Below are 23,447 nucleotides of genomic sequence, written 5' to 3'. Positions count from 1 at the left end.
CAGTCGACTCTGGCGCGGAAACGCACAGCAACGCACAATGGCTATGCCAATCTCGCATAAGCGTTCGTTTATGAACCCCAATACTCTGACTGATCAACTGAGCCTGTTTCTCGATGTGCTGGAAACCGGCAGTTTTTCCGCGGCAGCACGCCGTCATCCCTTGACGCCCTCCGCGGTGGCGCGGCGGATAGACAGCCTGGAAAGCTCGGTGGGCAGCCGCCTATTCCAGCGCAGCACCCACGCGGTAGTGCCGACCCCGGCGGGTGTGGCGTTTGCCGAGCGGGCGCGGCGGATCGTCAGCGAGTTGCAATTAGCACGGGCCGAAGCCGTGTCGTTGAGCCATGCGCCGGAGGGTCTGATTCGGGTGGATGCGCCAGCAGCGTTCGGTCGACGGCACCTGGCGCCGGTGATTGCGGACTTCCTGAATGTCTACCCAGGGCTGGATGTGCACCTGCATCTGATCGACAGTTTTGTGGACATGCAGGGCGCGCACCTGGGCAAGGTTGACCTGGTACTGCGCGCCGGGCATATCGTCGACACGCGGTTGATCGCTACCCCACTGGCGAGCATCGTGCGCGTCGCTTGTGCCAGCCCGGCCTATCTGAAGAGCCGAGGCATGCCGAACCACCCTCAGGAGCTGAGCGAACACGACGGGCTGGACTGGGATGGCCTGGCGCCAACATTCGCCTGGCGATTCGAGCTGGATGGGCGCCGTGCTACCTATCGCCCACGTCGCATCCGCATGAGTGCAAATAACGCCGAAGCCTTGCTGTCCGGTGCCCTGGCCGGACTGGGCATTGCCCACCTGCCCACCTGGCTGGCCAGTGAATACCTGGTGCGCGGCGAACTGCTGCCATTGTTTTGCGAAAATGGCCTGCCCAGCCCCGAAACCACCGGGATCTATGCACTACGCCTGGAACAGCAACCCAACGCACGCAGCCGCTTGTTGCTGGAATACCTCAAAACCCGCTTCAGCCCCGTGCCGCCGTGGGACCTGGCATTGCAAAGTGGCTTGGTCTGACCGCTCGGACAGAATTATCTGGCGCATTAAAGATTTGCCCGCTAGATTCCAGCCCAGAGACGTTTTCCGGAGGCAACGCCATGAGCAAAAATCCCGATCCTTGCGAATCCCTGATGCTGGATAACCAGCTGTGCTTCGCCCTGCACTCCACCTCGCTGCTGATGACCAAGGTCTACAAGCCACTGCTGCAAGCGCTGGGCCTGACCTACCCGCAGTACCTGGCCATGATGGTGCTGTGGGAAGAGGATGGTTTGACCGTTGGCGAAATCAGCAGTCGCCTGCTGACTGATCCGGGCTCGCTGACACCGCTGCTCAAGCGCCTGGAAGTCGAAGGCCTGCTCAGCCGTACCCGCAGCCGCGAAGATGAACGCGTGGTGGTCGTGGAATTGACCGCCGCCGGCCGCGCCCTGCAAGACCGGGCCATGGGAATTCCCCACTGCATCCTCGGTGCAAGCGGCCTGGAGTTGGACCAATTGCGTAAGTTGCAGGGCGACCTGATTGCGTTGCGCGCTAACCTGCAAGCCAGCATTTAAACCCCTTCCCCCTCAAGGGCGTCGACTCCGCTGCGCCCGCAGACAATGACCGTTCGTACCGCCCCCTGAAAAATTTTATAAATTTATCTTGCGCGCAAAACATTAGCGCTATACATTCGCCTCACCAACTACTTAGCGCGCAAACATTTAGCGCTAAAACAAAGAGGAAAACGCCATGCAAACGCTCTATACCGCAGTAGCTACCGCCACCGGCGGCCGTGATGGCCGTGCTGTTTCCAACGACAACATCCTCGACGTCAAACTCTCCACCCCTAAAGAACTGGGTGGCGCCGGCGGCCAGGCCACCAACCCTGAGCAACTGTTCGCTGCCGGCTACTCAGCCTGCTTCATCGGCGCCCTGAAATTCGTCGCCAGCCAGACAAAACGCAAAATCCCGGATGACGCCTCGATCACCGCCCACGTCGGTATCGGCCAGATTCCTGGTGGTTTCGGCCTGGATATCGACCTGCACATCAGCCTGCCGGGCCTGGCTCAAGACGACGCGCAAAGCCTGGTCGACGCCGCTCACCAAGTCTGCCCGTACTCCAACGCCACCCGTGGCAACGTTGATGTACGCCTGCACGTGACTGTCTAAATGACCTCGGCCGCCCCTGGAGAACGCAATGAACACAATTGGTAAAGCACTCACCGGCACCCTGCTCGCCTTGTCCATCACCAACGCCTTTGCTGCGTCAGGTGAAGTCGAACACTCCACCCAAGCTTTTCTGGACGTGTTGAACGCCGGCACCGGCAAACCGATGGAACAACTGACGCCCAAGGACGCCCGTGCCGTACTGACCGGCGCCCAGGCCGGTGTGAAGCTGACCTTGCCCAAAGCGGATGTGAGCCAGAAGACCATCCAGGTCGATGGCAAGCCGCTGGACCTGACCATCGTGCGTCCGGCCGGGGTCACGGGCACATTGCCGGTGTTCATGTTCTTCCACGGTGGCGGCTGGGTGCTTGGGGACTATCCGACCCATGAACGCCTGGTGCGGGATCTGGTGGTGGGTTCGGGGGCGGTGGCGGTGTTCGTCAACTACACACCTTCGCCGGAAGCGCACTACCCGGTGGCGATCACCCAAGCCTACGGCGCGACAAAATGGGTGGCCGAGCACGGCCAAGAGATCAACGTCGATGGCAAGCGCCTGGCGGTAGCGGGCAACAGTGTCGGCGGCAATATGGCGGCAGTGGTCAGCCTGATGGCCAAGGACAAGGGCACACCGGCGATCAAGTTCCAAGTGCTGTTATGGCCGGTGACCGACGCCAATTTCGACACAGGGTCCTATAACCAATACGCCGAAGGGCACTTCCTCACCCGCAACATGATGAAGTGGTTCTGGGACAACTACACCACCGACGCCAACCAGCGCGCCGAGATCTACGCCTCGCCGCTGCGGGCGACCCTTGATCAGTTGAAAGGCTTGCCGCCCGCGCTGATTCAAACAGCCGGCGCCGACGTGTTACGCGATGAAGGCGAAGCCTATGCCCGCAAGCTGGACGCAGCCGGTGTAGCGGTTACCGCCGTACGTTACAACGGCATGATCCACGACTACGGTTTGCTCAACGTGGTCAGCCAAGTCCCAGCAGTCCGCTCCGCGCTGCTCCAGGCCTCGGATGAGCTGAAGCAACACTTGAAGTAAAACGTAACGCGCATAAAAAAGCCCGACGCATGGTCGGGCTTTTTTCGTATCGGCAGGGCCAGAATTACTTCTTGGCGCGACCTTTGTACGAACCACCTTCGCGGGTGTCGATTTCGATCAGGTCGTCGATTTCGATGAAATCGGCCACTTGCAGTTCGGTACCGTTGCTCAGCTTGGCAGGCTTCATCACCTTGCCCGAAGTGTCGCCGCGAGCGGAACCTTCGGTGTAGGCCACTTTACGCACGATGGTGGTCGGCAGCTCTACGGAAACCAGGCGCTCTTCGAAGAAAATAGCTTCGCAGACGTCTTCCATGCCTTCTTCGATGAACGGCAGAACGGCTTCGATATCTTCAGCGTTCAGCTCGTACATGGTGTAGTCAGTGGTGTCCATGAACGTGTAGGTGTCGCCGCTGATGAAGGACAGGGTCGCTTCTTTGCGGTCGAGGATTACGTCGTCCAGTTTGTCATCGGCGCTGTAGACGATCTCGGTCTTGTAACCGGTCAGCAGGTTCTTCAGCTTGGTCTTCATGATTGCGCTGTTACGACCAGACTTGGTGAACTCAGCTTTCTGAACCAGCCAAGGGTCGTTTTCGAGACGGATCACTGTACCGGGTTTCAGTTCTTTACCAGTTTTCATTGCATATATCCGAAATTTGGATGGGATTTACAAAATTCAAGGTGGCGTATCATATCCAACTTTCATAAAACTTCACCAGCGCCGTCGCAAGATCGGCCTGCAAACCCTGTTCCAGACACCATGTTTCGGCGCGCTGGCTCACCTCCGGCCAGTGCTCCAGCAGCATTTTCCACGGTTGAGCCATATCGGCCTCCGTGTTCCAGGCTTGCCAGAGACCAATCAACGCCGCGCTTGCCGCCGCTGATAAGTCGGCGGTGTACAGCTCCAGGAAGGCGTCGAGCTTGTCGAGATGGATGTCTTCGTCCTGACGGTAGATGTGCCACAACAACGGCCGCCCGGCCCATTGGGCGCGCACGAACGAGTCTTCGCCGCGCACGGCATTGAAGTCGCAGCACCACAGTAGGCGGTCGTATTGTTCCTGGCGCACGAACGCGATGACCTGCACCGTCAGCGATCCGCGTTGCTGGATATCGCCCGCGGCCAGCCGTTCCACATCGAGCCAGCGCTGCACGTCGCCCAGAATGCGCCCCTCCGGAACCAGCAGATGAGTGGCACGCCCGTCCGTCGATAACACGTCGAGCCAGCTGGCGAGGCCAGCATTTTCGTAGGCGAACAGTGAGATCAGCCGCGCATCGACTGCGGGAACTATACCCAAGGCTTGTAGGAAGTCTCGTTGCGCACCGGCATCCTGCTGAAACGCATTACGTTGTTCCAGCAACCGCGCCTCACGCAATAACCCGCCAGTGCCGGTGCGGAACCCGGGAAAGAAGAAGTACTTCTGCACGCCCTTGAATTTCACCGATGGCAGCCGATGACAGCCCACCACCCACTCTTCAGCACTCAGGTAATCCAGGTTCATCCACAACGGCGTACGTTCGCGTTCAGCCATGGCTTCCATATAGTCGGGCGGTAACTGGCAGGCGAACGCGGCGATCACCACATCCGCTGCCGGTACACTCACCCACTCGGCCGGCCAATGGCGCACTTCGACGCCTTCCTGCCATTGCAGGTCTTGCTCCACATCGATGTCCGGACACATGCGTTCGAACGCGCGCAGGTCGTCGACCCACAAGCGCACATCGCAGGCGTGCTCCGCGACCAATTGCCGGGCCAGGCGCCAGGTCACGCCGATGTCGCCGTAGTTGTCGACGACACTACAAAAAATATCCCAGCGGGCTTTCATTCCGGGCTCCAACGCTCAAAGGCTCGATTGTCCGCATAAATGCGCGGATGCAGAAGACTTGATCGCGATTATTCTGCACGGTGGCTGTGCGACAATTGCCGCCACGCCGTCAATGCCTGCCAGGAGGCCATCATGTCTGATCGTCCGTTGTCGCTGTTCAAGCTCAGTGCTTCCATCGCGTTTGGGGTGTGGTTGGGGTTTATCGCCATCGCGCTGACGGCTTGGCTGGCATCGCGCTATCTGTTCCCGCAGAGCCTGGCACCGGTGGCCCAGGCCGTGCAGCAATTGGGCAAGCCTGCGGTGGTGGCACCTGAACCGCCGAACCGCATGTTCGAGCAGTACCAGCAAAACCTGCAGAAGCAGGAACAACAACAAACCCTGGACCAGGCCCGCAACAATGCGCGTAACTTGTCCAATCCCAAATGCCAGTTCTGGCTGCAACAGGACCAGAACGCCCCCAACGAAAAGACCCGGGCCAATGTCCTGCAATTCTGCGATTGATGACCATGAATAAACACGCCGTGCACCCGCTCGTACTGGAAAAGCTCACCCTCGACCTCGACATTGCCCAACGCGCCGCGCAGACCGCCTACGAAACCGCGACCCACGAAGAAAACATCGCAGAGAACAAATACGACACCCTGGGGTTGGAAGCATCCTACCTGGCGGCGGGGCAAGCCAAACGCGTGGAGGAGATCAAGCAAGCGTTGGCGCTGTGCCAGAACATGCAACTGCGTGCTTACGATGATCAGCGGGGCATTGAAATCGGCGCGCTACTGGGCCTGGAAGACGAAAACGGTCGCCAGCAGTGGCTGTTCCTGGCGCCGGACGCGGCGGGCTTGAAGGTCGATGTGGTCGGGCAACCGGTGACCGTCATCACCCCGCGCTCGCCACTGGGCAAAAGCTTGCTGGGTAAGTTCGAAGGCGATGAGGTGGAGATTCTGGTGGCGGGCGCTCGGCAACATTTTACGGTTACCGAGGCCCGATAACCTGTAGGAGCGAGCGTGCTCGCGAAGCACACAAGCACGCCGCGTTAATCCTGGCGCCCTGCGTTATCGTTGACGATTGTCGCGAGCAGGCTAGCTCCTACAGTGGATCGCATTCATTCACTTAATGGACGGGCAGCTCAACGCCATCAAACAACGCTTCCAGCTCCTGCTTATTGTGGCACTGGATCGCCTTGGCCATGACCTCACGGGTCAGGTGCGGCGCAAACTTCTCGATGAAGTCGCACATGAAGCCACGTAGGAAGGTGCCACGACGGAAGCCGATCTTGGTCACGCTGGACTCGAACAGCTCGCTGGCATCCAGCACCACCAGGTCTTTGTCGAGCGCAGTGTCGACCGCCATCTTGGCGACGATGCCCACGCCCAGCCCCAGGCGCACGTAAGTCTTGATCACGTCGGCGTCGGCTGCGGTGAACACCACTTTCGGCGTAAGACCGCGATGGCTGAAGGCTTCGTCAAGCTTGGAACGGCCGGTAAAACCAAATACGTAAGTCACGATCGGGTATTCAGCCAGGGCTTCCAGGGTCAACTTCGGCAGCTTGGCCAACGGGTGACCTTGAGGCACGACGACGCAACGGTTCCAGCGGTAGCACGGCATCATCACCAGGTCGCCGAACAGCTCCAGGGCCTCGGTGGCGATGGCGAAGTCGACGGTGCCGTCAGCGGCCATCTCGGCGATCTGCATCGGCGAACCCTGGTGCATGTGCAGGGCCACGTCCGGGTACTGCTTGATGAAATCGCGGATCACCGGCGGCAACGCATAACGCGCCTGGGTGTGGGTGGTGGCGATGGACAGGGTGCCCTTCTTCTCGTTGGAGAATTCCTGGGCGATCTGCTTGATGCTTTCGACTTTGCGCAGGATCTCGCCAGCGGTGGTGATGATGCGCTCACCGGCCGGGGTGACACGGGTGAGGTGCTTGCCACTGCGCGCGAACACTTCAACGCCCAGCTCGTCTTCGAGCAGGCGGATCTGCTTGCTGATACCGGGTTGCGAGGTGTAAAGGCTTTGAGCGGTAGCGGAAACGTTGAGGTCGTGGTGCGCCACTTCCCAGATGTAGCGCAGTTGTTGAAGCTTCATATGTGTCCCTCAAAGCAGATAGACGCCACGGGTATCAGCGACGGTATATAACTATATTAAAGGTTCGATGGATAAATCTAGAACTTTTTATCGTTCCCAACCATCACACGTCCTCACTGCGTCGACGCTGCAACGAAGGCACCAGGTAAACCGGCACCGTAGACAACTGCAGCACCCGAGCAGCCGTGCGCCCCAACGGCGTGGCCGCCGCGGTTGCATGGCTATGACTACCTACGATCAACAGGTCTACGGAAAGTTTGCGCAGTTGGTCGAGTATCACCTCGCACGGGTCCCCCTGGATCACCCGTACCGAGCGAATCAACTTCAGGTCTTGCTCCCCGTCACCCAACTCCTCGCGAAAACTGTCCAGCACCCGCTGTTCGATCGTCGCCATGACCGTGGTCACCCCCTGACTTTGCCACTCACTCAGGGCCTTCTCATCAAGGTAGCTCTGTAACACCGATTCGGCGAACAGCCCGATGGGCTCGACTACGTGAATCACATACAGGTCCGCCTTGAACGTCCGCGCCAGCGCCAGCGCATGCTGCATCACATAAGGCGCATACAGACCGAGGTCCGTGGCGTACAGCATCGAACGAATCATAGAACCTCCTGGGCGGCCAGGATGGCGGAGATGAAATCAGCTTAGCAGCGCCTCGCTGACTTCGACTGACTTACAGCTTCACCTCATTACTGATGCCATGGGGCACATGCCCGGTGGCGACAAACTCCATGGCTTTCTCGCAATGCCCGGCCTGGTCATCGAAGAACACATCGGCAGCAAACGCCTCCAGGAACGCGGATTTTTCCAGGCCGCCCAGGAACAACGACTCGTCCAGGCGAATATCCCATTCACGCAAGGTGCGAATCACCCGCTCGTGTGACGGCGCCGAACGGGCAGTGACCAAGGCGGTGCGGATCGGGCAGGCCTCATCGGGAAACTCGCGCTGCAATAAGTTGAGTGCCGCCAGAAACCCTTTGAAAGGACCGCCGTGCAAAGGCTGGCGCGCCGACTCCCGCTCATTGGCCTGGAACGCCTCCAGGCCCCCGGCCTGGTACACGCGTTCCGACTCATCGGAGAACAGCACCGCGTCGCCGTCGAAGGCAATGCGCAGTTCTTCGCTGGAGGCACGGTTCGGACCGCCGGACAGAATCGTCGCCGCTGCAAACCCGGCATCGAGGGCACTGCGCACGTCTTCAGCGTGGGTTGAAAGAAACAGATGGCAACCAAACGCTGCCAGATAAGGATAAGGACTACGCCCGCCTACGAAAGCGGCGCGGGAAATATCCAGGCCGTAATGTTGGATTGAATTGAACACGCGCAGGCCAGTGTCGGCACTGTTGCGCGACACCAACACCACTTCGACCCGGGCACGGCCGAGACGGGCATTGAGGCTCAGCAGCTTCTTGACCAGCGGGAAAGCGTCACCGGGCTCGAGGATTTCCTCCTCGTGTTCGATCTGGTACTGGCGGTAAGTCTCGACCCCTTCGGCCAGGTAGACCTTGTGGCTTTCACTCAAGTCAAAGAGTGCCCGCGACGAGATCGCCAGCACCAGTTTGTCGCCCAATCCCTTTGCCATCGTGTGCCCTCGAACTCAGCGGTTATGTCGATCAATGAAACTCAAGGCTTGGTACAGCGCCTGCACCCGCGGCAGTTCGCACCCGGCAGCCTTGGCGGCAGCGAGTGGCCGGGCGTAGATCGCCGCCAGTTCCAGCGGGCGTTTGTGCACGTGATCGTGGTACATGCTCGGCAGATAGTCGTCCATGGTTTCGGTCATGGTGAACATCTGCTCGGCGTAGCTTTGCGGGATGTCATGACCACAGGCGTGGGCACCCTGTATCACTTCGGCCATCAGCGCCTGGATCAGCGCGCGACTGGACTCGTCGGCCATCATGGCCGTGGTGCCCGCGCCCAATAATACCGAGAGGCCGTTGTAGGGCACGTTCCACACCAGTTTGTGCCAACGGGCCTGATGCACGCTGGCCATGGCCTGGGACTCAATGCCAGCCTTGTGAAACAGCGCTGCGCCGGCTTCGACGATCGCCTGTTGGGCGGCACCATCATTGGCCGCCGTGCCACTGTGATAACCCAGGTTTACCCGGCCTAACGCCTGATGCTCGATCACGCCGGGGGCAGAGCGGTGCACGCCGATGTAGCACAGGCCACCCAGCAGGTGCAGCGATGCGGGCAGGTGCTGACGCAGGCTGTCTTCGACATCGAGGCCGTTTTGCAGCAGCACCACCTTGGCATCCGGCGCGGCCACCTGGGCGAGGGTCGGGGCCAGCTCGAGGTTGCCGGTCGACTTGGTGCCTACCAGCAACCAGTCGCACGGCGGCATATCGGCCGCACGGGCATACGCTTGTACCGGATGCAGGTGCAAGGGGCCATGCACCGTGCTGTTCAGATGCAGGCCGTGCTCGCTGACCGCCGCGTATTCACTGCGCAACAGGAAGTGCACATCGAAACCGGCGCGCGCCAGCATCAAGCCGTAGAAACCGCCGATGGCGCCGGTGCCGATGATGCCGATCCGCGGCGACTGGGGTGTAACTGCTGTCATGGCAATTCCTCAGGTGGACGGGTGAGTGCCTGTTTTACTGAGTCGAAAACGTCGTCACGCGTAAGACGTGTGTGTATTTGCCCTAGGAATTGACCCTCGCACACCACGAACAGCGCCGGCAAATGAAAGATCTGGTAGCGTTCGACCGCCCCACCGTTCTGCCCGGCGTCCACCCAGCACACGCGGTCCACTGGCAACGGCCAGCCCGGCAACTGTTGGCGCGCCCAACGGCAACTGGAACACCCCTGGCTCGTAAACACAACGAGCGAAATACCTGGCAATCCCAGCAATTGCTGGTCAATATCCAGGTCGGTCAATTCCAGTTCCTTCACTATACTGCTGCCACCGCCGTCAATTGGACGGTGCTCGGAGTCCGTGTACATGGGTCGTTTTTTACCTCACCCTGATGATGTCGCTGTCGAGTTAATCCAACGCCCCTCTCCTGCTATCCCCCGCCAACGCCTGCACACCAGCGGCCTGGGCGGCATCGCCTGCGACTGGCCACGTGCCTGGCGCGAAGGCACGGCGGTTGATCTGCACATCCCCTCCCTGGGCGCCAGCGCGCGTTATCCGGGCTATGTGGCGTGGTGCCGCAAGGTGGAAACCGGCTACCGCGTCGGTATCTCGTTTACCGACGAACATGCCTTGTTCGGTGCCCGCATGGGTGAGCAAGCATGCCGGATACAGCGCTATTGCCGCCAGCACGAAGATGCCGAGCCGACACCCCAGCAACTCGAAGCCCTCGCCCGCGAGTGGGTATCGCGCCATGCGGGCGAGTTCTCCCATGAGGCCTTTGTGGCGCCAGCACTGGATTAAAGCGGGCTTTGCCCATTGTCGCGGGCCCGTGTTACGCGCTAAGGTTCCTCCCCCTGCATTCAAATCATGCTGTGCTCCGCCGCACGGGGATGGCTGGCGGCCGGCACCCGTGACCCTGACGAGTAACACGATGGCTGATTTACCGATCAATGACCTAAACGTCGAATCCAACGAGACCCTGATCACACCCGATCAGCTCAAGCGCGAAATCCCCCTGAGCGACGCTGCCCTGCAGACCGTCACCAAGGGCCGCGAAGTCATCCGTGACATTCTCGACGGCACCGACCACCGCCTGTTCGTTGTCATCGGGCCTTGCTCGATCCACGACCTGAAGGCTGCCCATGAGTACGCCGAACGCCTGAAAGTACTGGCGGCGGAAGTGTCCGATACGCTGTACCTGGTGATGCGCGTCTATTTCGAAAAACCGCGCACCACCGTCGGCTGGAAAGGCTTGATCAACGACCCGTACCTGGACGACTCGTTCAAGATCCAGGACGGCTTGCACATCGGTCGTCAATTGCTGCTGGACCTGGCCGAGATGGGCCTGCCCACTGCCACCGAAGCCCTGGACCCGATCTCCCCGCAGTACCTGCAGGACCTGATCAGTTGGTCGGCCATCGGCGCACGTACCACCGAATCCCAGACTCACCGTGAAATGGCGTCCGGCCTGTCCTCGGCCGTGGGCTTCAAGAACGGCACCGATGGCGGTCTGACCGTGGCGATCAACGCGCTGCAATCGGTCTCCAGCCCACACCGCTTCCTGGGTATCAACCAGGAAGGTGGCGTGTCCATCGTCACCACCAAGGGCAACGCCTACGGTCACGTGGTATTGCGTGGCGGCAACGGCAAGCCCAACTATGATTCGGTCAGCGTTGCGCTGTGCGAGCAGGCGTTGAACAAGGCGAAGATCAAGCCGAACATCATGGTCGACTGCAGCCACGCCAACTCCAACAAGGACCCGGCTCTGCAGCCGTTGGTGATGGAAAACGTTGCCAACCAGATCCTGGAAGGCAACCAGTCGATCATCGGCCTGATGGTCGAGAGCCACCTGAACTGGGGTTGCCAGGCGATTCCAAAAGACCTGGCCGACTTGCAGTACGGCGTGTCGATCACCGATGCCTGCATCGACTGGTCCGCCACCGAAAACACCCTGCGCAGCATGCACGCCAAGCTCAAGGACGTATTGCCTAAGCGCAAACGCACCTGATTTAAACTGCGCACACAAAAACGCCGGGCTGAGCCCGGCGTTTTTCATTGCATTGTCTATGTCTTACAGCTTGGCGGCATGGCGCTGGTGGCGCTCCATGTAGCGTTCGACGTAGGAGCAGGACGGGATCACCGTGTAACCGGCCTCTTCGGCGAACTTCAAGGCTTCCTCGGTCAATGCCGCCGCAATCCCACGGCCCCGCAGTGCGTTGGGCACGAAGGTCCGATAGATGTCCAGGGTCTGTTTGCCGAGGTCCATATAGGTCAGATAGGCACGATGACCGTCCACATTGGTCTCGAACTGATGACCAGCCTGGTCATGGTGGATGGACAACGCCTCGCTCATCACTACTCCTCGCGGGTCTTGGTTTCTGACCCCTACCTTACCGATGTTTTTCCGGCGAAGGAACATCTACGCCACCCCGTGCCGGTTTCGACAACGAGAAAACCCTGAGCGCTTACAACCAGCACGTAGGGAATAGTAGGCACCAATCCTGAAATTGCTCAAGGCGCACTCGTCATCCGCTGCCGCTGGTGGATATAGAAAGGGCTCCGATCAACCTGGGATCGAAAGCCTGAACATTGCCGGCACTTGAACCTTAAGACGAACAGGCGCTCTTAAAGTCACCTCTACATGCGTAAAAGATGCAGGACAACGCAAAGCCATGCTGAACGGAAGTATCAGCGTGGATATATAAAATTTCATCTGTTTGCAAGGCTTAACACATGCGGGCCGGCCCTTTCAGCCTGGATCCAATTTTCGCCTGTTCGAAAAAATTGGACGGTTTTTATACAAACCTCCAAAAGATTAGCCAAAATAGATTCGGCGCGAGAATTTTTTTTGCTTCTTGCGCTACGTCAGTTTACTTACTACAAGTAATGGGTAGTATGTACGCCGGCTATTAGCTCACTCTGGGCGAACTAGCTATCTAATAGAAAGTCCTTGAAGGGGAACACGATGAACAACGTTCTGAAATTCTCTGCTCTGGCTCTGGCCGCAGTTCTGGCTACCGGTTGCAGCAGCGTCTCCAAAGAAACCGAAGCTCGTCTGACTGCAACTGAAGACGCAGCAGCTCGCTCCCAGGCCCGTGCAGACGAAGCCTACCGTAAAGCTGATGAAGCTCTGGCTGCTGCTCAAAAAGCACAACAGACTGCTGACGAAGCTAACGAGCGCGCTCTGCGTATGCTTGAAAAAGCTAGCCGCAAGTAATAATCCCTCGGGGTTGTTATCAAGCCGATCCATTTATGGGTCGGCTTTTTTATTGCCTGGGGTGTGTACCTCAATCTCGGGCAATAAAAAGCCCGCCCCGGCGCAAGACCGTGGCGGGCTTATGATCGAGCGACTTATTGCTGCAGGTCGATCGGCGCGCTCACGGCGACCGAGGCCGCGCCAGGCTCGCCGATCTCCGTCGGCAAACCATCTTCCGCCGCGACCACGTCGCGCACCTGGTCCCAGTTCACCCGCAATTGATTAGCCAAGTCTTCACGCTTGAGCAAGGCGTTGATGACAGCGGTGTGTTTGTCGACCACCGACGGCGTCCCGTCATCATTCAACGGCGTATGTGCTTCCAGGTAGACCTTGCCACCACTGCGACCGAATTTATAGGCATCGTTGATGATGCGCACCGACGTCCCCACCGGCACCATGCCCGCCATCTCCAACACGTTGTTGTTGAACATACGGAAGCAGCCGTGACTTGTACGCGTGCCGATACCAAATTTCATGTTGGAACCGTGGATCAGGTAACCCGGCGTGCCCAGGGTGAACTTGAACGGACCCAGCGGATTGTCCGGGCCGGCCGGCACCACGTTGGGCAGCGGGTCACCATTGGCGGCGTGCTCGGCCTTGATCGACGCGGGCGGCGTCCAGGTCGGGTTGGGTGTCTTGGCGATGATGCTGGTGTGGGCAATAGGAGAACCCCAGCCTTCACGACCGATCCCCAACGGGAACGTGTAGACCACGTTCTGGCCCTTGGGGAAGTAGTAGAGTCGGTATTCCGCCAGATTGATCACGATGCCTTCGCGCGGGCCCGGCGGCAGGATGAAGCGCGTCGGCAGCACGATCTCGGTGCCCGCGCCCGGCAACCATGCATCCACGCCGGGGTTGGCGGCGACCATCTCCGAGTAACCCAGGTCATAGGTGGTGCCCAGGTCGGCAAAGGTGTCTTCGTACTTGGCCTTGATCACCTGGACCTGGCCGACGATGTCTTCACCCGGCGGTGGCAAGGGCAACTGCAGGGCCGACGCAGAACCGGCCGCACAGAGTGCAGCGAGAGACAGGCAGCAGGTGACGACGGAAAGGCGCGACAACATCCGGTAAATCCTTCGCAGACGACGGGTAGGTAAACATCGATTGTATACGTGAAGCGCGCTTCTAGCTGCCCCCTACAACTCGAAACGCAGCTCCGGCCAGATCGGCGGCGTACCCCGCTTCTGGGACTCCAGGATCGCACGGCACAAAGGGCACAGGCGCTGGTCCTGGAAAATCGAACGATCCACCCGCGACCAGCGCGGTTGCGCAGGCAAGAGCGTGCCGCAGAGTGTGCGATCGATGGAGCCCCCCAGCTCCAGTTGACGCGCCACCAGATGCACCCGCACTTCCTGACAGGCGAACAGGTCCAGCTGCTCGTCCGGCTCGATCAGTTGGTAGTTAAACAGGGACCAGGCAGGACGCGACATCGGGGGCTCCAAATCGGGGGGGCGCCACCTTAGCCGAAAGCCTGCCGGTAGAAAAGCGTCATAACAGCGGTTTTAGCGTCGGCCAGACATTTTCCAGCAACTTATTCTGTGCGCCGACCGCCGGGTGAAGTTGATCGGCCTGCATCAGCTCCGGATGCCCGCCCACGCCGTCGAGGAAAAACGGCACCAGCGGGACGTTTTTTTGCTTGGCCAACGCACCATAGACCTCGGCAAATGCGGTGGTGTATCGCGGGCCATAGTTGGGTGGCAGTTGCATCCCCAACAACAGCACCTTGGCACCGCCGGCCTTGGACTGATCAATCATCGACGCAAGATTTTGTTGCAATTGCGCGGGTGGCTGGCCGCGCAAGCCATCGTTGCCACCCAACTCGATCACCACCACGTCCGGCTTATGCTCTGCAAGCGCCGCCGGCAGCCGCGCCAGGCCTCCGGCGCTGGTATCCCCGCTGATGGAAGCGTTGACCACTTTATCGTCGAAACCTTCCTGTTTGAGCCGTTGTTGCAGCAGGGCAACCCACCCTTTGCTGGTATCCAGGCCGAAACCGGCACTGATACTATCGCCAACGATCAGGACTGTACCCGCCGCTGCGTTCTGGGCCATGCACATCAAGGCCAGGCCAGCACTCAAAAACCACATTCGCATCGGATTCTCCATGGGCGCAAGCATTCTCACCGCGCGGAACCTTAGCAAAGTGGTTCCCAGCGCGGAAGGTGAACTGACTATCCTGCACGAACTGAGCCTGGAACTGAACAAGGGCGATAGCCTGGCTATCGTCGGCAGCTCCGGCTCCGGCAAATCCACCCTCCTCGGCCTGCTGGCCGGCCTGGACCTGCCCAGCAGCGGCGAAGTCACCCTCGCCGGGCAAGCCCTCAGCACCCTCGACGAAGACCAGCGCGCACGCATCCGTGCCGAGCACGTGGGCTTCGTGTTCCAGTCGTTCCAATTGCTCGACAGCCTCAACGCGCTGGAAAACGTCATGCTGCCGCTGGAACTGGACGGCCGCAAAGACGCCCGAGAACGCGCCCGACACTTGCTTGAGCGCGTCGGACTGGGCCAACGCCTGACCCACTCGCCGCGCCAACTTTCCGGTGGCGAGCAACAACGGGTGGCGATTGCCCGCGCCTTTGCCGCAGAACCGGACGTGCTGTTTGCCGATGAACCCACCGGCAACCTCGACAGCCACACCGGCGAGCGCATCAGCGACCTGCTGTTCGAACTCAACAAAGAGAGCGGCACGACCCTGGTGCTGGTCACCCACGACGAGCGTCTGGCCCACCGTTGCCGACGCCTGATCCGCCTTGAAGCCGGCCTGATGGTCGCGCCCCTGGAGCCTTGATGGCACGTTTGCCGCTGTTGCGCCTGTTCAGCCTTGCCATGCGCCAATTGCTGCGCGACGCCCGCGCCGGCGAATTGCGCGTGTTGTTCTTCGCCCTGCTGGTGGCCGTGGCAGCCAGCACCGCCATCGGTTACTTCGGTGCGCGTCTCAATGGCGCCATGTTGTTGCGCGCCACCGAGTTCCTCGGCGCCGACCTGGTACTGGAAGGCAGCTCGCCCGCACGACCGGAGCAAATCCGCTCAGGCACCGAACTGGGCCTGGATCACGCCCGCATCGTGGAATTTTCCAGCGTCATTGCCACCGATAACGGCATCCAGCTCTCCAGCATCAAGGCAGTCAACGAGCAGTACCCGTTGCGCGGTGAACTGAAAAGCGCGGCGGCCCCCTTTGGCGCTGAAACCCCAGGCGGCGGACCAAAACCCGGTGAAGCCTGGGTGGAAGCGCGCCTGCTGACCGCGCTGGACCTCAAGGTCGGCGACAGCATCGATGTGGGCATGAAGACGCTGCGCCTGGCCCGCGTGCTGACCTACGAGCCGGACCGCGCCGGCAACTTCTACAGCCTGACGCCAAGGGTGATGATCAACCTGGCGGACCTGGACGCCACCGGTGTGGTGCAGCCCGGCAGCCGCGTGAGTTATCGCGAATTGTGGCGCGGCCCACAGGGCAGCACCGTGCTGCAGACCTATCGAGACCTGGTCAAGCCAGGCCTCGCCGCCAACCAACGCTTGCAGGACTCCCGGGACGGCAACCAGCAGATCGGCGGCGCCCTGGGCAAGGCCGAGCGCTACCTGAACATGGCCAGCCTGGTGGCCGTGCTGTTGGCCGGTGTGGCCGTGGCGCTGTCGGCCAACCGCTTCGCAACCCGACGTTTTGACGCCAGTGCGTTGCTGCGCTGCCTGGGATTATCGCGACGCGAAGCCATGTTGCTGTTCAGCCTGCAACTGAGCGTACTGGGACTGCTGGCGAGCCTCACCGGCGCCGTGCTCGGCTGGCTGGCGCAGTTTGGCCTGTTCTATTTCCTCCACGACCTGCTGCCGGCGGACGTGCCACCCGGTGGGCTGCTGCCGGCGATCGCCGGGATCGGTACAGGGCTGGTCGCCCTCGCCGGTTTCGCCCTACCGCCCCTGGCCGCACTGGGTCGTGTGCCACCGCTGCGGGTATTGCGTCGCGACATGCTGCCGATTCCTTCCAGTACCTGGATGGTCTATGGCGCGGCGCTGTTTGCCTTGGGCCTGATCATGTGGCGCCTGAGCCTCGACCTGGTGCTGACCTTCGCCCTGCTGGGCGGCGGCGTGGTCGCTGCGCTGATACTCGGCGGCTTGCTCCTGCTGCTGTTGCAAAGCCTGCGTCGCCTGCTGGCTCGCGCGTCACTGCCTTGGCGCCTGGGCCTGGGCCAACTGTTGCGTCACCCACTGGCGGCGGCGGGTCAATCCCTGGCCTTCGGCTTGATCCTGCTGTCCATGGGCTTGATCGCCCTGTTGCGCGGCGAGTTGCTCGACACCTGGCAAAACCAGTTGCCCAAGGATGCGCCCAACTATTTCGCCTTGAATATCCTGCCAGCCGACAAGGACGCGTTTGGCGCCCGCCTGCTGGAACTGCAAGCGCAATCCGCACCGCTGTATCCGGTGGTGCCGGGACGTTTGATCAGTATTAACGGCGAACCCGTACAGGAAATCGTCAGCAAGGACTCCAGCGGTGATCGCGCGGTGCAACGCGACCTGAGCCTGACCTGGGCCGCCGAACTGCCGCCGGGCAACTCCCTGACCGCGGGCTCGTGGTGGTCACAACAACCCACCGATGAAGTCCCTGGCGTCTCTGTCGAAGCCAAGGTGGCGGAAAGCCTCAAGCTCAAGCTCGACGACCACCTGGTGTTCACGGTCGGCGGTGAAAATCGTGAAGCGCGGGTGACGAGCCTGCGGACCATCAACTGGGACAACTTCCAGCCCAACTTCTTCATGATCTTCCAACCGGGCACCTTGAAGGATCTGCCGACCACCTACCTGACCAGCTTCTACCTGGCGCCAGGGCATGACCAGCAGATCGTCGACCTGTCGCGGGCCTTCCCGGCGGTGACCATCTTGCAGGTTGAGGCGCTGCTGGAGCAGTTGCGCAGCATCCTTGCGCAAGTGACCCTTGCGGTGGAATACGTGCTGCTGTTTGTGTTGGCGGCGGGGATGGCGGTGCTGTTCTCCGGCCTGCAAGCCACCTTGGATGAGCGCATCCGACAAGGGGCACTGCTGCGCGCACTGGGCGCCGAGCGCAAGCTATTGGTCAAGGCCAGGCGCATCGAGTTCGGTTTGCTGGGTGCCGTGAGTGGCCTGCTCGCAGCGCTCGGGACCGAGTTGGTGACCTTTGTGTTGTATCGCTATGCGTTTGACCTGGCCTGGCAGCCTCATCCGTGGCTGTTGCTGCTGCCGGTGATCGGTGCCGTACTGATCGGTGGTGCAGGTGTGTTTGGCACTCGTCGTGCGCTCAATGCCAGCCCACTGACCGTGCTACGCGAAGGCTGAAACGCAGTCGGCCCGCGTTCATTACTGAATGCGGGCCGACTTCGCTCACTTCACATATTCGATGCGGGTGATCCACCAGCACACTTCTCCGCTCGGGGTCTGCACGATAGCCTCATCGTCTACCTGCTTGCGCAACAACGCACGCGCCATGGGTGAATCGATGGAGATGTAGTCCATTCGATCATAAATCTCGTCATAGCCGACAATGCGAAAACGCTTGGTCTCACCCTGCTCGTTTTCGATGTCTACCCAAGCACCGAAGAACACCTTGCCCTCTTGCTCGGGCATGTACTCCACCACACGCATGTCTTCCAGGCGCTTGCGCAGGTAGCGCACGCGACGGTCGATCTCACGCAGCAGCTTCTTGTTGTACTGGTAATCGGCGTTTTCGCTGCGATCTCCCAGCGAGGCCGCCCAGGTCACTTTGCGCGTGGTGTCCGGGCGCTTTTCGCGCCACAGGTAATCCAGCTCCTTCTTCAGCGCTTCATGACCTTCTTTGGTAATCAGCTTGGTACTCAAACGCTTGCATCCCGAGGCAATGTCCATAGGTGCCGATCCGCCTGTGCTCAAAGCCCAGGCGCCGGCTGGCTGGCGTTGATGATAAATGAACCGGCGAAAGTAGCCAGGCCAGTCTAGCCATCCAACGCCTGATCCAGCTCAAGCAGTACTCCCCGCAAACTCTGTCGCAAGCCCGATACCTGCGATGTCATCACCTTCAGGGCTTCGGTCCTCTGGCTGACAGCAAGCGAATGATCATGCAATTGAGTGGTGCGTTGTTCCAATTCTCGAACCTTCTGATCCAATTGTTCCTGCTCCTGCTGCAATCGCGCCTGCCATTGCTCAAGTGCCGATTCCCGTTCGATGGCTGCCAATTTTTGCTGAGTCAGCTCTTGAGCAACACGGGCCAGATTGGTCAACGTGCTGTCCACTTCGAACAGCGTACTGGGGTCTTCGGGCGGTGGGCGTTTCAGTGGTTCCAACCCATCGGCCGGTGAGGCCGGCGCCATCATTGAGGGAGCCTCGACAGGTAGCTGTCGGCTTTCCTCAACGGACTGTTGATGCACAGGTGCCCGGACGGGCTCGGAAGGGGTCATCGCTTTGGGAGATGAACTCATTTGCGACGAGAAACGAATGGATGGCACGATCACTGAAGCGCTTTCGATCGCCGGCAGCGTCGGCGCAGACATGCCCAGGGTGATCACCTTCATCACCAGCGCCTTCTTGATGATCACCGAATGATGGTCCTCGGGCCTGGCAGGCGGCAGCTTGCAGCCTTTCAAATCAACAAAATGATAGGGCACCTGGGTTTCCGTAACCCCGCCCGCCTTCATTCCCGAAGCGGCCAACGTCAGAATTTGCTTAAACACATGTAATGCCAACTGCAGATCTTCCCTGGACTCAACCGCGCCCAGGAAGTAGCGATCAACTTTCTTACGTAACACGGCGATATAAACCCTGGAACTTTCCGGCTCTACTTCCTCATCCATACTGTAGACAAGAAAGTTAGAGGCCGTCTGACCTACGGCAAACCCACAGAGCAGTGCACCGTTAACTGGAGCATCTTGACCGTTGCGCTCAAGAACAAGGGTACGTAGCAACATCATGGCATTCAGGCCTCATTGTGCAGGGCAGAAGTTTATCTAAACAATAAATAAACATTCAAAAATTGGACATTCCGAAACCTAGCACATTGTTTCAGCGGCCTGTCTAACCGGCGCGTAGGACTTCTCTTAATAAGCGTTATCGACATTCCCAAAAGTGGCCATTACCCGTACCCTTTTTTCACGCCCCTTACGTCATGCCAAACTTTTTCGGTAAAAAAAATGATCGAAATAAGCAACCTGACAAAACACACGGGTAACACAACCATACTCAGCGACCTTTCATTCAGCGCCACTCAACAAGAATGCCTGGGATTATTCGGGCAGGATCATACGGCGAAAACTACCCTGCTCGACCTATTAGCAGGTTCAACGCAGCCGTCCAGCGGTCATATAAAAATCCAGGGGTTCGATATACAAACCCACGCACTTAAAGCAAAACAACGCGTTGGCTATCAACTGTCCATGGACCTTGGCCATCCAACGATGTCCGTCAGCGCGTTCCTTAAATTCATCGCGGCCGTTCGCGGCCTCCACGGCGCAGACAAACGCGCGCGGCTGGAACAGGCGGTAGCGCGACTGGATCTGTTTGCGGTGCTCAATGCCCCCCTCGATGCGCTCTCCATCGGCTGGAAACGCAAAGTCGCCATCGCCCAGGCCATCCTGCACAGCCCTGCCCTACTCCTGCTGGATGAACCAACCGAAGGGCTCGCGCCTGATCAGAAGCATTCATTCAGGGGGCTTATCCAGTCATTGACGCAAGAAATGACAGTGATCATCGCCTCTCGTCATTGCGATGAACTGTCCGAGTTCTGCACACGTGCACTTGTCATCGCGGGTGGTCGCCTGGTCGCCGACACCCCACTGCCTGATCTACAACGCGACTCGCGTCATTTCCAGGCCGTCACCTTGGCCGCGGACACCCCACTGGACCTGCTGGCGCTGGCCGTACTGCCCGGCGTGGCTGGCATCGAAGAGCATCGACATGCACCCGGCACGGTGACCGTTCTCGCCATGCCGGGGCACACCATCTATCCCCATATCAACACGCTGATTGCCAGTCGCCGCTGGAAAATCAACTCATTGAGCCTGGAACCAGGTCGCTTGAATGATGTGGTCCACCACCTGAGCCAGGAGGCGCCCCGTTGAAATTATTACCGATCATTTTAAGGCGCCAGCTCGCCAGTTATGCCTGCACACCCAGTACTTACCTGCACATTGCCGTCTTCCTGATACTGTCAGTGACATTGGGAAGATACGTAAGCCCGTGGCCAGAACAGAACAGCAGTGACTTGCAGGTTTTCTTCCAGTTTCACCCCTGGTTGTACTTGTTACTGACGCCTGCCTTGGCCACGCAACTCTGGGCGGATGAATCCAGTGCAGGTTTTCTCGGGCTGATGAAAACCATGCCCATCACAACCTATGAATGGGTGATCGGAAAATTCCTCGCCGCCTGGCTCGTAGCAGGCACAGCCCTGTTACTGATGTTTCCTCTGGTCATCATCGCCAACTACTTGGGCAAGCCCGACAACAGCGTTATTGCTTCGCAATGGGTCGTTAGTTGGTTACTCGCGGGCAGTTACTTGTCGGTGGGTTGTTTTATTTGTGCATTTGTACGCCAACGCACCGTCGTTTTCGGATTGACCCTGGGCCTGCTTCTGACAGCCAGCGGGCTTTCTGCCATCTTGGATGCGCTTGAACATCAAGCCCCTATCGCGCTGATTGACAGCTTGGCAGCACTTAGCCCTACGTTGCGATTCAGCAACATCGATGATGGGAAACTCACACTTCGGGACACGCTTTACTTCATCAGTATGATTCTCGCCTTTCTCACTGCGACGACTGTCACCCTCAACTACAAACACAGCTGAGAAGGGAAACTCTTAATGCGGTCCTCGCTGCGCACCAGCATGACACTCACCGTCACCCTCCTGCTTTTCCTGGCGTTCAATCTGGTTTGGGTAGGCAAACTGCCTGATCTACGGTGGGACCTTTCCGAGCAAAAAATCCACACTTTAGCGCCTGCCGTAAAACAGCTGCTGACTGCACTGGAAGACCCGGTGGACTTGTATTATTTCAACTCCAACAACAACCTGAAAAGAAGCTACGCGCTACAACGCTACAGCAAGCGCATTGAAGACCTGCTCAAGGAATATGAGGAAACGGCCAATGGCATGATCAACCTGCACCTTATTGAACCGGCCCCTTTTTCGGAGGACGCCTACAAAGCCCGACTGTCAGGACTTGACGACAATGCGGGTTTTCTCGGCCTCATCGGCACCCGTGTCGGTCACGGTGTGCGGCGCATCGGCGCCTTCAGCCTCGACCAAGAGCCTTTGCTTGAGTATGAAATCGGCCATCTGCTTTATAAATTGCAGCACCCGGAGCGCCCGGTCGTTGCGTTACTGTCGGGGCTGGCGATGGACGAATCTGCGAGCCGGCTGTTGCAGGAACTGCGGCAGGCGTTCGACCTGGTCAACCTGGAGCCGAGTGCCGCATCCGTCCCCCAGCCGATCAAAACGCTGCTGGTCGTGCACCCACAGGCGTTGTCTGAGCGAGCCCTGTATGCAATAGAACAATTTGTCTTGAGGGGTGGCAGATTGATGTTGTTTATCGACCCGTTGACTGAACAACGTTCAAACCTTCCCCCAGAAAACACTCGGCTGAACGAATTGCTGGCGGCCTGGGGTATCCAGATGCCGACGAACAAGCTGGTGGTCGACGACCTCTACACGCCACGGGAAGCCCCGGGCGCGCCCAATCAGGTGCGGTTGAACCTGCCCCGCCAGGCGATGAACACAAATGACATCAGTACCTGGAACCTCAATAGGGTGACGGTATCGAGCAGTGGCGCCCTCTCCCAACTGGGCAAGAGCCGCACGACCTTCACCCCGATCCTGCAAAGTTCCGAACAGTCTGTCCTGTTGGATGCCAATAGCCTCACGAGCGCAGCCAAGATCGACGCATTGATGGAAGAGGCGTCGAATCAGGAACGATCTCATGTGATTGCTGCGCGTATCGAGGGGCCGAGCTATTCGGTGTTTCCCGATGGCATCAACGGGCTGCCGCCCGGTTTGCAAAAAGCGGCCAATATTCATGTCGTGGTGGTTGCTGACACGGACATGCTCATGGACAAGGTCAACAACTCCGCGCCGGACGGCAACGCGCTGTTTGTCTTGAATACGCTGGACAACCTGTCCGCCCCCGACACACTCGCCGCCATTCGCCCGCGCGTGGCGCAGGAACGTTCGTCAAACCGGCTGGAAGATATGCGCAAAGTCGCGAAGCAGGCCTATCGCGTGAAAGCCGGCGAACTGGAGCGGCGTCTGCAACGCACGGAACAAGAATGGCAACGCCTCAGCCCGTGGACAACCGCCCTCGGCACCCAGGCAGTGGATACCACCACGCGGTTGCAGGCGCTCAACAAGGAGCGTCTGCGCCTGCCCATGGAGCTGCATGCCCTGGAGCTCGAAGCTTATGCCCAGGTACGCCATATGGAGTGGGCTATAAAACTGGTCGTGACCTTTGCGATACCCCTGACGTTATGCCTGATCGCCTGGATGGTCTTTCTGGGCCAACGCCGTCGTCGTCTCAAAGCCGGCAGTGTGATTCACTGAACG

At 59.5% G+C, this 23,447-nt stretch carries 27 protein-coding genes; 14 read left to right on the top strand and 13 right to left on the bottom strand.

Going from position 1 to position 23,447, the window contains the following annotated elements; genetic code table 11:
- Positions 1-70 precede the first annotated feature (70 nt).
- The 4 genes from AC4PS7_RS05160 to AC4PS7_RS05145 all read left to right on the top strand — a co-directional run bounded on the left by AC4PS7_RS05160 (position 71) and on the right by AC4PS7_RS05145 (position 3,194).
- Positions 71-1,021 carry a LysR family transcriptional regulator gene (locus AC4PS7_RS05160; protein ID WP_021492244.1) on the top strand — a complete coding sequence of 317 codons (951 nt, stop codon included), beginning with the start codon at positions 71-73 and terminating at the stop codon, positions 1,019-1,021.
- Positions 1,022-1,101: 80 nt separating this feature from the next.
- Positions 1,102-1,554, top strand: coding sequence for a MarR family winged helix-turn-helix transcriptional regulator (locus AC4PS7_RS05155; protein WP_010211851.1), 453 nt, complete (start codon positions 1,102-1,104; stop codon positions 1,552-1,554).
- Between the two features lie 175 nt (positions 1,555-1,729).
- Positions 1,730-2,149 carry an organic hydroperoxide resistance protein gene (locus AC4PS7_RS05150; protein ID WP_010211852.1) on the top strand — a complete coding sequence of 140 codons (420 nt, stop codon included), beginning with the start codon at positions 1,730-1,732 and terminating at the stop codon, positions 2,147-2,149.
- Between the two features lie 28 nt (positions 2,150-2,177).
- Positions 2,178-3,194 carry an alpha/beta hydrolase gene (locus tag AC4PS7_RS05145; RefSeq protein ID WP_492179165.1) on the top strand — a complete coding sequence of 339 codons (1,017 nt, stop codon included), beginning with the start codon at positions 2,178-2,180 and terminating at the stop codon, positions 3,192-3,194.
- Between the two features lie 64 nt (positions 3,195-3,258).
- Here the strand turns inward: AC4PS7_RS05145 and AC4PS7_RS05140 are convergent, their stop codons facing one another.
- Complete coding sequence (locus tag AC4PS7_RS05140; RefSeq protein ID WP_003172723.1) at positions 3,259-3,831, bottom strand: elongation factor P; 573 nt, start codon at positions 3,829-3,831, stop codon at positions 3,259-3,261.
- A gap of 49 nt (positions 3,832-3,880) precedes the next feature.
- Entirely contained in the window at positions 3,881-5,014 is a 1,134-nt protein-coding gene (gene earP, locus AC4PS7_RS05135; RefSeq protein ID WP_021492246.1) for an elongation factor P maturation arginine rhamnosyltransferase EarP, read from the bottom strand.
- Between the two features lie 132 nt (positions 5,015-5,146).
- On the opposite strand from earP, the gene AC4PS7_RS05130 reads away from it, so the two are divergent.
- Positions 5,147-5,515 (top strand): hypothetical protein, encoded by a 369-nt coding sequence (locus AC4PS7_RS05130; RefSeq protein WP_010211859.1) that lies wholly within the window; start codon positions 5,147-5,149, stop codon positions 5,513-5,515.
- 5 nt (positions 5,516-5,520) lie between these two features.
- Positions 5,521-6,003 carry a GreA/GreB family elongation factor gene (locus AC4PS7_RS05125; protein WP_010211861.1) on the top strand — a complete coding sequence of 161 codons (483 nt, stop codon included), beginning with the start codon at positions 5,521-5,523 and terminating at the stop codon, positions 6,001-6,003.
- A 121-nt stretch (positions 6,004-6,124) separates the two neighbouring features.
- Here AC4PS7_RS05125 and cysB read toward each other — a convergent pair whose 3' ends face one another.
- The 5 genes from cysB to AC4PS7_RS05100 all read right to left on the bottom strand — a co-directional run bounded on the left by cysB (position 6,125) and on the right by AC4PS7_RS05100 (position 10,040).
- The gene (cysB, locus tag AC4PS7_RS05120) at positions 6,125-7,099 is read right to left on the bottom strand and encodes an HTH-type transcriptional regulator CysB (protein WP_010211864.1); all 975 of its coding nucleotides are present in this window, start codon (positions 7,097-7,099) and stop codon (positions 6,125-6,127) included.
- Between the two features lie 103 nt (positions 7,100-7,202).
- Positions 7,203-7,703, bottom strand: coding sequence for a universal stress protein (locus AC4PS7_RS05115; RefSeq protein WP_010211866.1), 501 nt, complete (start codon positions 7,701-7,703; stop codon positions 7,203-7,205).
- Between the two features lie 70 nt (positions 7,704-7,773).
- Positions 7,774-8,679: a 5'-nucleotidase gene (locus AC4PS7_RS05110; RefSeq protein ID WP_010211867.1), complete on the bottom strand. Its 906-nt coding sequence runs from the start codon at positions 8,677-8,679 to the stop codon at positions 7,774-7,776.
- Between the two features lie 15 nt (positions 8,680-8,694).
- Positions 8,695-9,657, bottom strand: a complete 963-nt coding sequence (locus tag AC4PS7_RS05105; RefSeq protein WP_021492248.1) for a putative 2-dehydropantoate 2-reductase — start codon at positions 9,655-9,657, stop codon at positions 8,695-8,697.
- Positions 9,654-10,040, bottom strand: coding sequence for a YbbN family protein (locus AC4PS7_RS05100; protein WP_010211871.1), 387 nt, complete (start codon positions 10,038-10,040; stop codon positions 9,654-9,656). Before AC4PS7_RS05100 ends, AC4PS7_RS05105 begins: the two co-directional genes overlap by 4 nt.
- Here AC4PS7_RS05100 and AC4PS7_RS05095 point away from each other — a divergent pair.
- Positions 10,039-10,473 carry a PilZ domain-containing protein gene (locus AC4PS7_RS05095; RefSeq protein WP_010211873.1) on the top strand — a complete coding sequence of 145 codons (435 nt, stop codon included), beginning with the start codon at positions 10,039-10,041 and terminating at the stop codon, positions 10,471-10,473. The genes AC4PS7_RS05100 and AC4PS7_RS05095 overlap by 2 nt on opposite strands.
- Before the next feature lie 130 nt (positions 10,474-10,603).
- Entirely contained in the window at positions 10,604-11,680 is a 1,077-nt protein-coding gene (locus tag AC4PS7_RS05090) for a 3-deoxy-7-phosphoheptulonate synthase (protein WP_010211874.1), read from the top strand.
- A gap of 63 nt (positions 11,681-11,743) precedes the next feature.
- Here the strand turns inward: AC4PS7_RS05090 and AC4PS7_RS05085 are convergent, their stop codons facing one another.
- Complete coding sequence (locus AC4PS7_RS05085; RefSeq protein ID WP_003189869.1) at positions 11,744-12,025, bottom strand: GNAT family N-acetyltransferase; 282 nt, start codon at positions 12,023-12,025, stop codon at positions 11,744-11,746.
- Between the two features lie 612 nt (positions 12,026-12,637).
- On the opposite strand from AC4PS7_RS05085, the gene oprI reads away from it, so the two are divergent.
- On the top strand, positions 12,638-12,889 hold the full coding sequence (oprI, locus tag AC4PS7_RS05080) for an outer membrane lipoprotei OprI (protein WP_003172710.1): 252 nt from the start codon (positions 12,638-12,640) through the stop codon (positions 12,887-12,889).
- 134 nt (positions 12,890-13,023) lie between these two features.
- Here the strand turns inward: oprI and AC4PS7_RS05075 are convergent, their stop codons facing one another.
- From AC4PS7_RS05075 to AC4PS7_RS05065, 3 genes are all read right to left on the bottom strand, one after another.
- Positions 13,024-13,992 carry a L,D-transpeptidase family protein gene (locus AC4PS7_RS05075; protein WP_010211877.1) on the bottom strand — a complete coding sequence of 323 codons (969 nt, stop codon included), beginning with the start codon at positions 13,990-13,992 and terminating at the stop codon, positions 13,024-13,026.
- Positions 13,993-14,064: 72 nt separating this feature from the next.
- Positions 14,065-14,358, bottom strand: coding sequence for a hypothetical protein (locus AC4PS7_RS05070; protein ID WP_010211879.1), 294 nt, complete (start codon positions 14,356-14,358; stop codon positions 14,065-14,067).
- Positions 14,359-14,416: 58 nt separating this feature from the next.
- On the bottom strand, positions 14,417-15,022 hold the full coding sequence (locus tag AC4PS7_RS05065) for an arylesterase (RefSeq protein WP_010211880.1): 606 nt from the start codon (positions 15,020-15,022) through the stop codon (positions 14,417-14,419).
- Between the two features lie 10 nt (positions 15,023-15,032).
- Between AC4PS7_RS05065 and AC4PS7_RS05060 the strand changes: the two genes are divergently transcribed.
- Both AC4PS7_RS05060 and AC4PS7_RS05055 read left to right on the top strand, forming a co-directional pair.
- Complete coding sequence (locus AC4PS7_RS05060) at positions 15,033-15,716, top strand: ABC transporter ATP-binding protein (RefSeq protein WP_005786391.1); 684 nt, start codon at positions 15,033-15,035, stop codon at positions 15,714-15,716.
- The gene (locus AC4PS7_RS05055; protein ID WP_183701463.1) at positions 15,716-18,226 is read left to right on the top strand and encodes an ABC transporter permease; all 2,511 of its coding nucleotides are present in this window, start codon (positions 15,716-15,718) and stop codon (positions 18,224-18,226) included. The genes AC4PS7_RS05060 and AC4PS7_RS05055 overlap by 1 nt, the downstream gene beginning before the upstream one ends.
- 45 nt (positions 18,227-18,271) lie before the next feature.
- Here the strand turns inward: AC4PS7_RS05055 and greB are convergent, their stop codons facing one another.
- Both greB and AC4PS7_RS05045 read right to left on the bottom strand, forming a co-directional pair.
- The gene (gene greB, locus AC4PS7_RS05050; protein WP_010211882.1) at positions 18,272-18,745 is read right to left on the bottom strand and encodes a transcription elongation factor GreB; all 474 of its coding nucleotides are present in this window, start codon (positions 18,743-18,745) and stop codon (positions 18,272-18,274) included.
- Between the two features lie 113 nt (positions 18,746-18,858).
- The gene (locus AC4PS7_RS05045) at positions 18,859-19,830 is read right to left on the bottom strand and encodes a hypothetical protein (RefSeq protein ID WP_010211883.1); all 972 of its coding nucleotides are present in this window, start codon (positions 19,828-19,830) and stop codon (positions 18,859-18,861) included.
- A gap of 219 nt (positions 19,831-20,049) precedes the next feature.
- Between AC4PS7_RS05045 and AC4PS7_RS05040 the strand changes: the two genes are divergently transcribed.
- The 3 genes from AC4PS7_RS05040 to AC4PS7_RS05030 are packed head-to-tail and all read left to right on the top strand — an operon-like array spanning position 20,050 to position 23,444.
- Positions 20,050-20,976, top strand: coding sequence for an ABC transporter ATP-binding protein (locus AC4PS7_RS05040; protein WP_044286858.1), 927 nt, complete (start codon positions 20,050-20,052; stop codon positions 20,974-20,976).
- Entirely contained in the window at positions 20,973-21,698 is a 726-nt protein-coding gene (locus tag AC4PS7_RS05035) for an ABC transporter permease (protein WP_044286856.1), read from the top strand. Before AC4PS7_RS05040 ends, AC4PS7_RS05035 begins: the two co-directional genes overlap by 4 nt.
- A 15-nt stretch (positions 21,699-21,713) precedes the next feature.
- Positions 21,714-23,444, top strand: a complete 1,731-nt coding sequence (locus tag AC4PS7_RS05030) for a Gldg family protein (protein ID WP_045791167.1) — start codon at positions 21,714-21,716, stop codon at positions 23,442-23,444.
- Positions 23,445-23,447: the final 3 nt, after the last annotated feature.

Source organism: Pseudomonas sp. DW-iso3 (assembly GCF_058725305.1).
This window is presented reverse-complemented; position numbering and strand designations above follow the sequence as displayed.

Coding starts and splice junctions, on each gene's coding strand:
- AC4PS7_RS05160 (WP_021492244.1), top strand. CDS start 71: ATGAACCCCAATACTCTGACTGATCAACTGAGCCTGTTTCTCGATGTG.
- AC4PS7_RS05155 (WP_010211851.1), top strand. CDS start 1,102: ATGAGCAAAAATCCCGATCCTTGCGAATCCCTGATGCTGGATAACCAG.
- AC4PS7_RS05150 (WP_010211852.1), top strand. CDS start 1,730: ATGCAAACGCTCTATACCGCAGTAGCTACCGCCACCGGCGGCCGTGAT.
- AC4PS7_RS05145 (WP_492179165.1), top strand. CDS start 2,178: ATGAACACAATTGGTAAAGCACTCACCGGCACCCTGCTCGCCTTGTCC.
- AC4PS7_RS05140 (WP_003172723.1), bottom strand. CDS start 3,831: ATGAAAACTGGTAAAGAACTGAAACCCGGTACAGTGATCCGTCTCGAA.
- earP (WP_021492246.1), bottom strand. CDS start 5,014: ATGAAAGCCCGCTGGGATATTTTTTGTAGTGTCGTCGACAACTACGGC.
- AC4PS7_RS05130 (WP_010211859.1), top strand. CDS start 5,147: ATGTCTGATCGTCCGTTGTCGCTGTTCAAGCTCAGTGCTTCCATCGCG.
- AC4PS7_RS05125 (WP_010211861.1), top strand. CDS start 5,521: ATGAATAAACACGCCGTGCACCCGCTCGTACTGGAAAAGCTCACCCTC.
- cysB (WP_010211864.1), bottom strand. CDS start 7,099: ATGAAGCTTCAACAACTGCGCTACATCTGGGAAGTGGCGCACCACGAC.
- AC4PS7_RS05115 (WP_010211866.1), bottom strand. CDS start 7,703: ATGATTCGTTCGATGCTGTACGCCACGGACCTCGGTCTGTATGCGCCT.
- AC4PS7_RS05110 (WP_010211867.1), bottom strand. CDS start 8,679: ATGGCAAAGGGATTGGGCGACAAACTGGTGCTGGCGATCTCGTCGCGG.
- AC4PS7_RS05105 (WP_021492248.1), bottom strand. CDS start 9,657: ATGACAGCAGTTACACCCCAGTCGCCGCGGATCGGCATCATCGGCACC.
- AC4PS7_RS05095 (WP_010211873.1), top strand. CDS start 10,039: ATGGGTCGTTTTTTACCTCACCCTGATGATGTCGCTGTCGAGTTAATC.
- AC4PS7_RS05100 (WP_010211871.1), bottom strand. CDS start 10,040: ATGTACACGGACTCCGAGCACCGTCCAATTGACGGCGGTGGCAGCAGT.
- AC4PS7_RS05090 (WP_010211874.1), top strand. CDS start 10,604: ATGGCTGATTTACCGATCAATGACCTAAACGTCGAATCCAACGAGACC.
- AC4PS7_RS05085 (WP_003189869.1), bottom strand. CDS start 12,025: ATGAGCGAGGCGTTGTCCATCCACCATGACCAGGCTGGTCATCAGTTC.
- oprI (WP_003172710.1), top strand. CDS start 12,638: ATGAACAACGTTCTGAAATTCTCTGCTCTGGCTCTGGCCGCAGTTCTG.
- AC4PS7_RS05075 (WP_010211877.1), bottom strand. CDS start 13,992: ATGTTGTCGCGCCTTTCCGTCGTCACCTGCTGCCTGTCTCTCGCTGCA.
- AC4PS7_RS05070 (WP_010211879.1), bottom strand. CDS start 14,358: ATGTCGCGTCCTGCCTGGTCCCTGTTTAACTACCAACTGATCGAGCCG.
- AC4PS7_RS05065 (WP_010211880.1), bottom strand. CDS start 15,022: ATGCGAATGTGGTTTTTGAGTGCTGGCCTGGCCTTGATGTGCATGGCC.
- AC4PS7_RS05060 (WP_005786391.1), top strand. CDS start 15,033: ATGGGCGCAAGCATTCTCACCGCGCGGAACCTTAGCAAAGTGGTTCCC.
- AC4PS7_RS05055 (WP_183701463.1), top strand. CDS start 15,716: ATGGCACGTTTGCCGCTGTTGCGCCTGTTCAGCCTTGCCATGCGCCAA.
- AC4PS7_RS05045 (WP_010211883.1), bottom strand. CDS start 19,830: ATGATGTTGCTACGTACCCTTGTTCTTGAGCGCAACGGTCAAGATGCT.
- AC4PS7_RS05040 (WP_044286858.1), top strand. CDS start 20,050: ATGATCGAAATAAGCAACCTGACAAAACACACGGGTAACACAACCATA.
- AC4PS7_RS05030 (WP_045791167.1), top strand. CDS start 21,714: ATGCGGTCCTCGCTGCGCACCAGCATGACACTCACCGTCACCCTCCTG.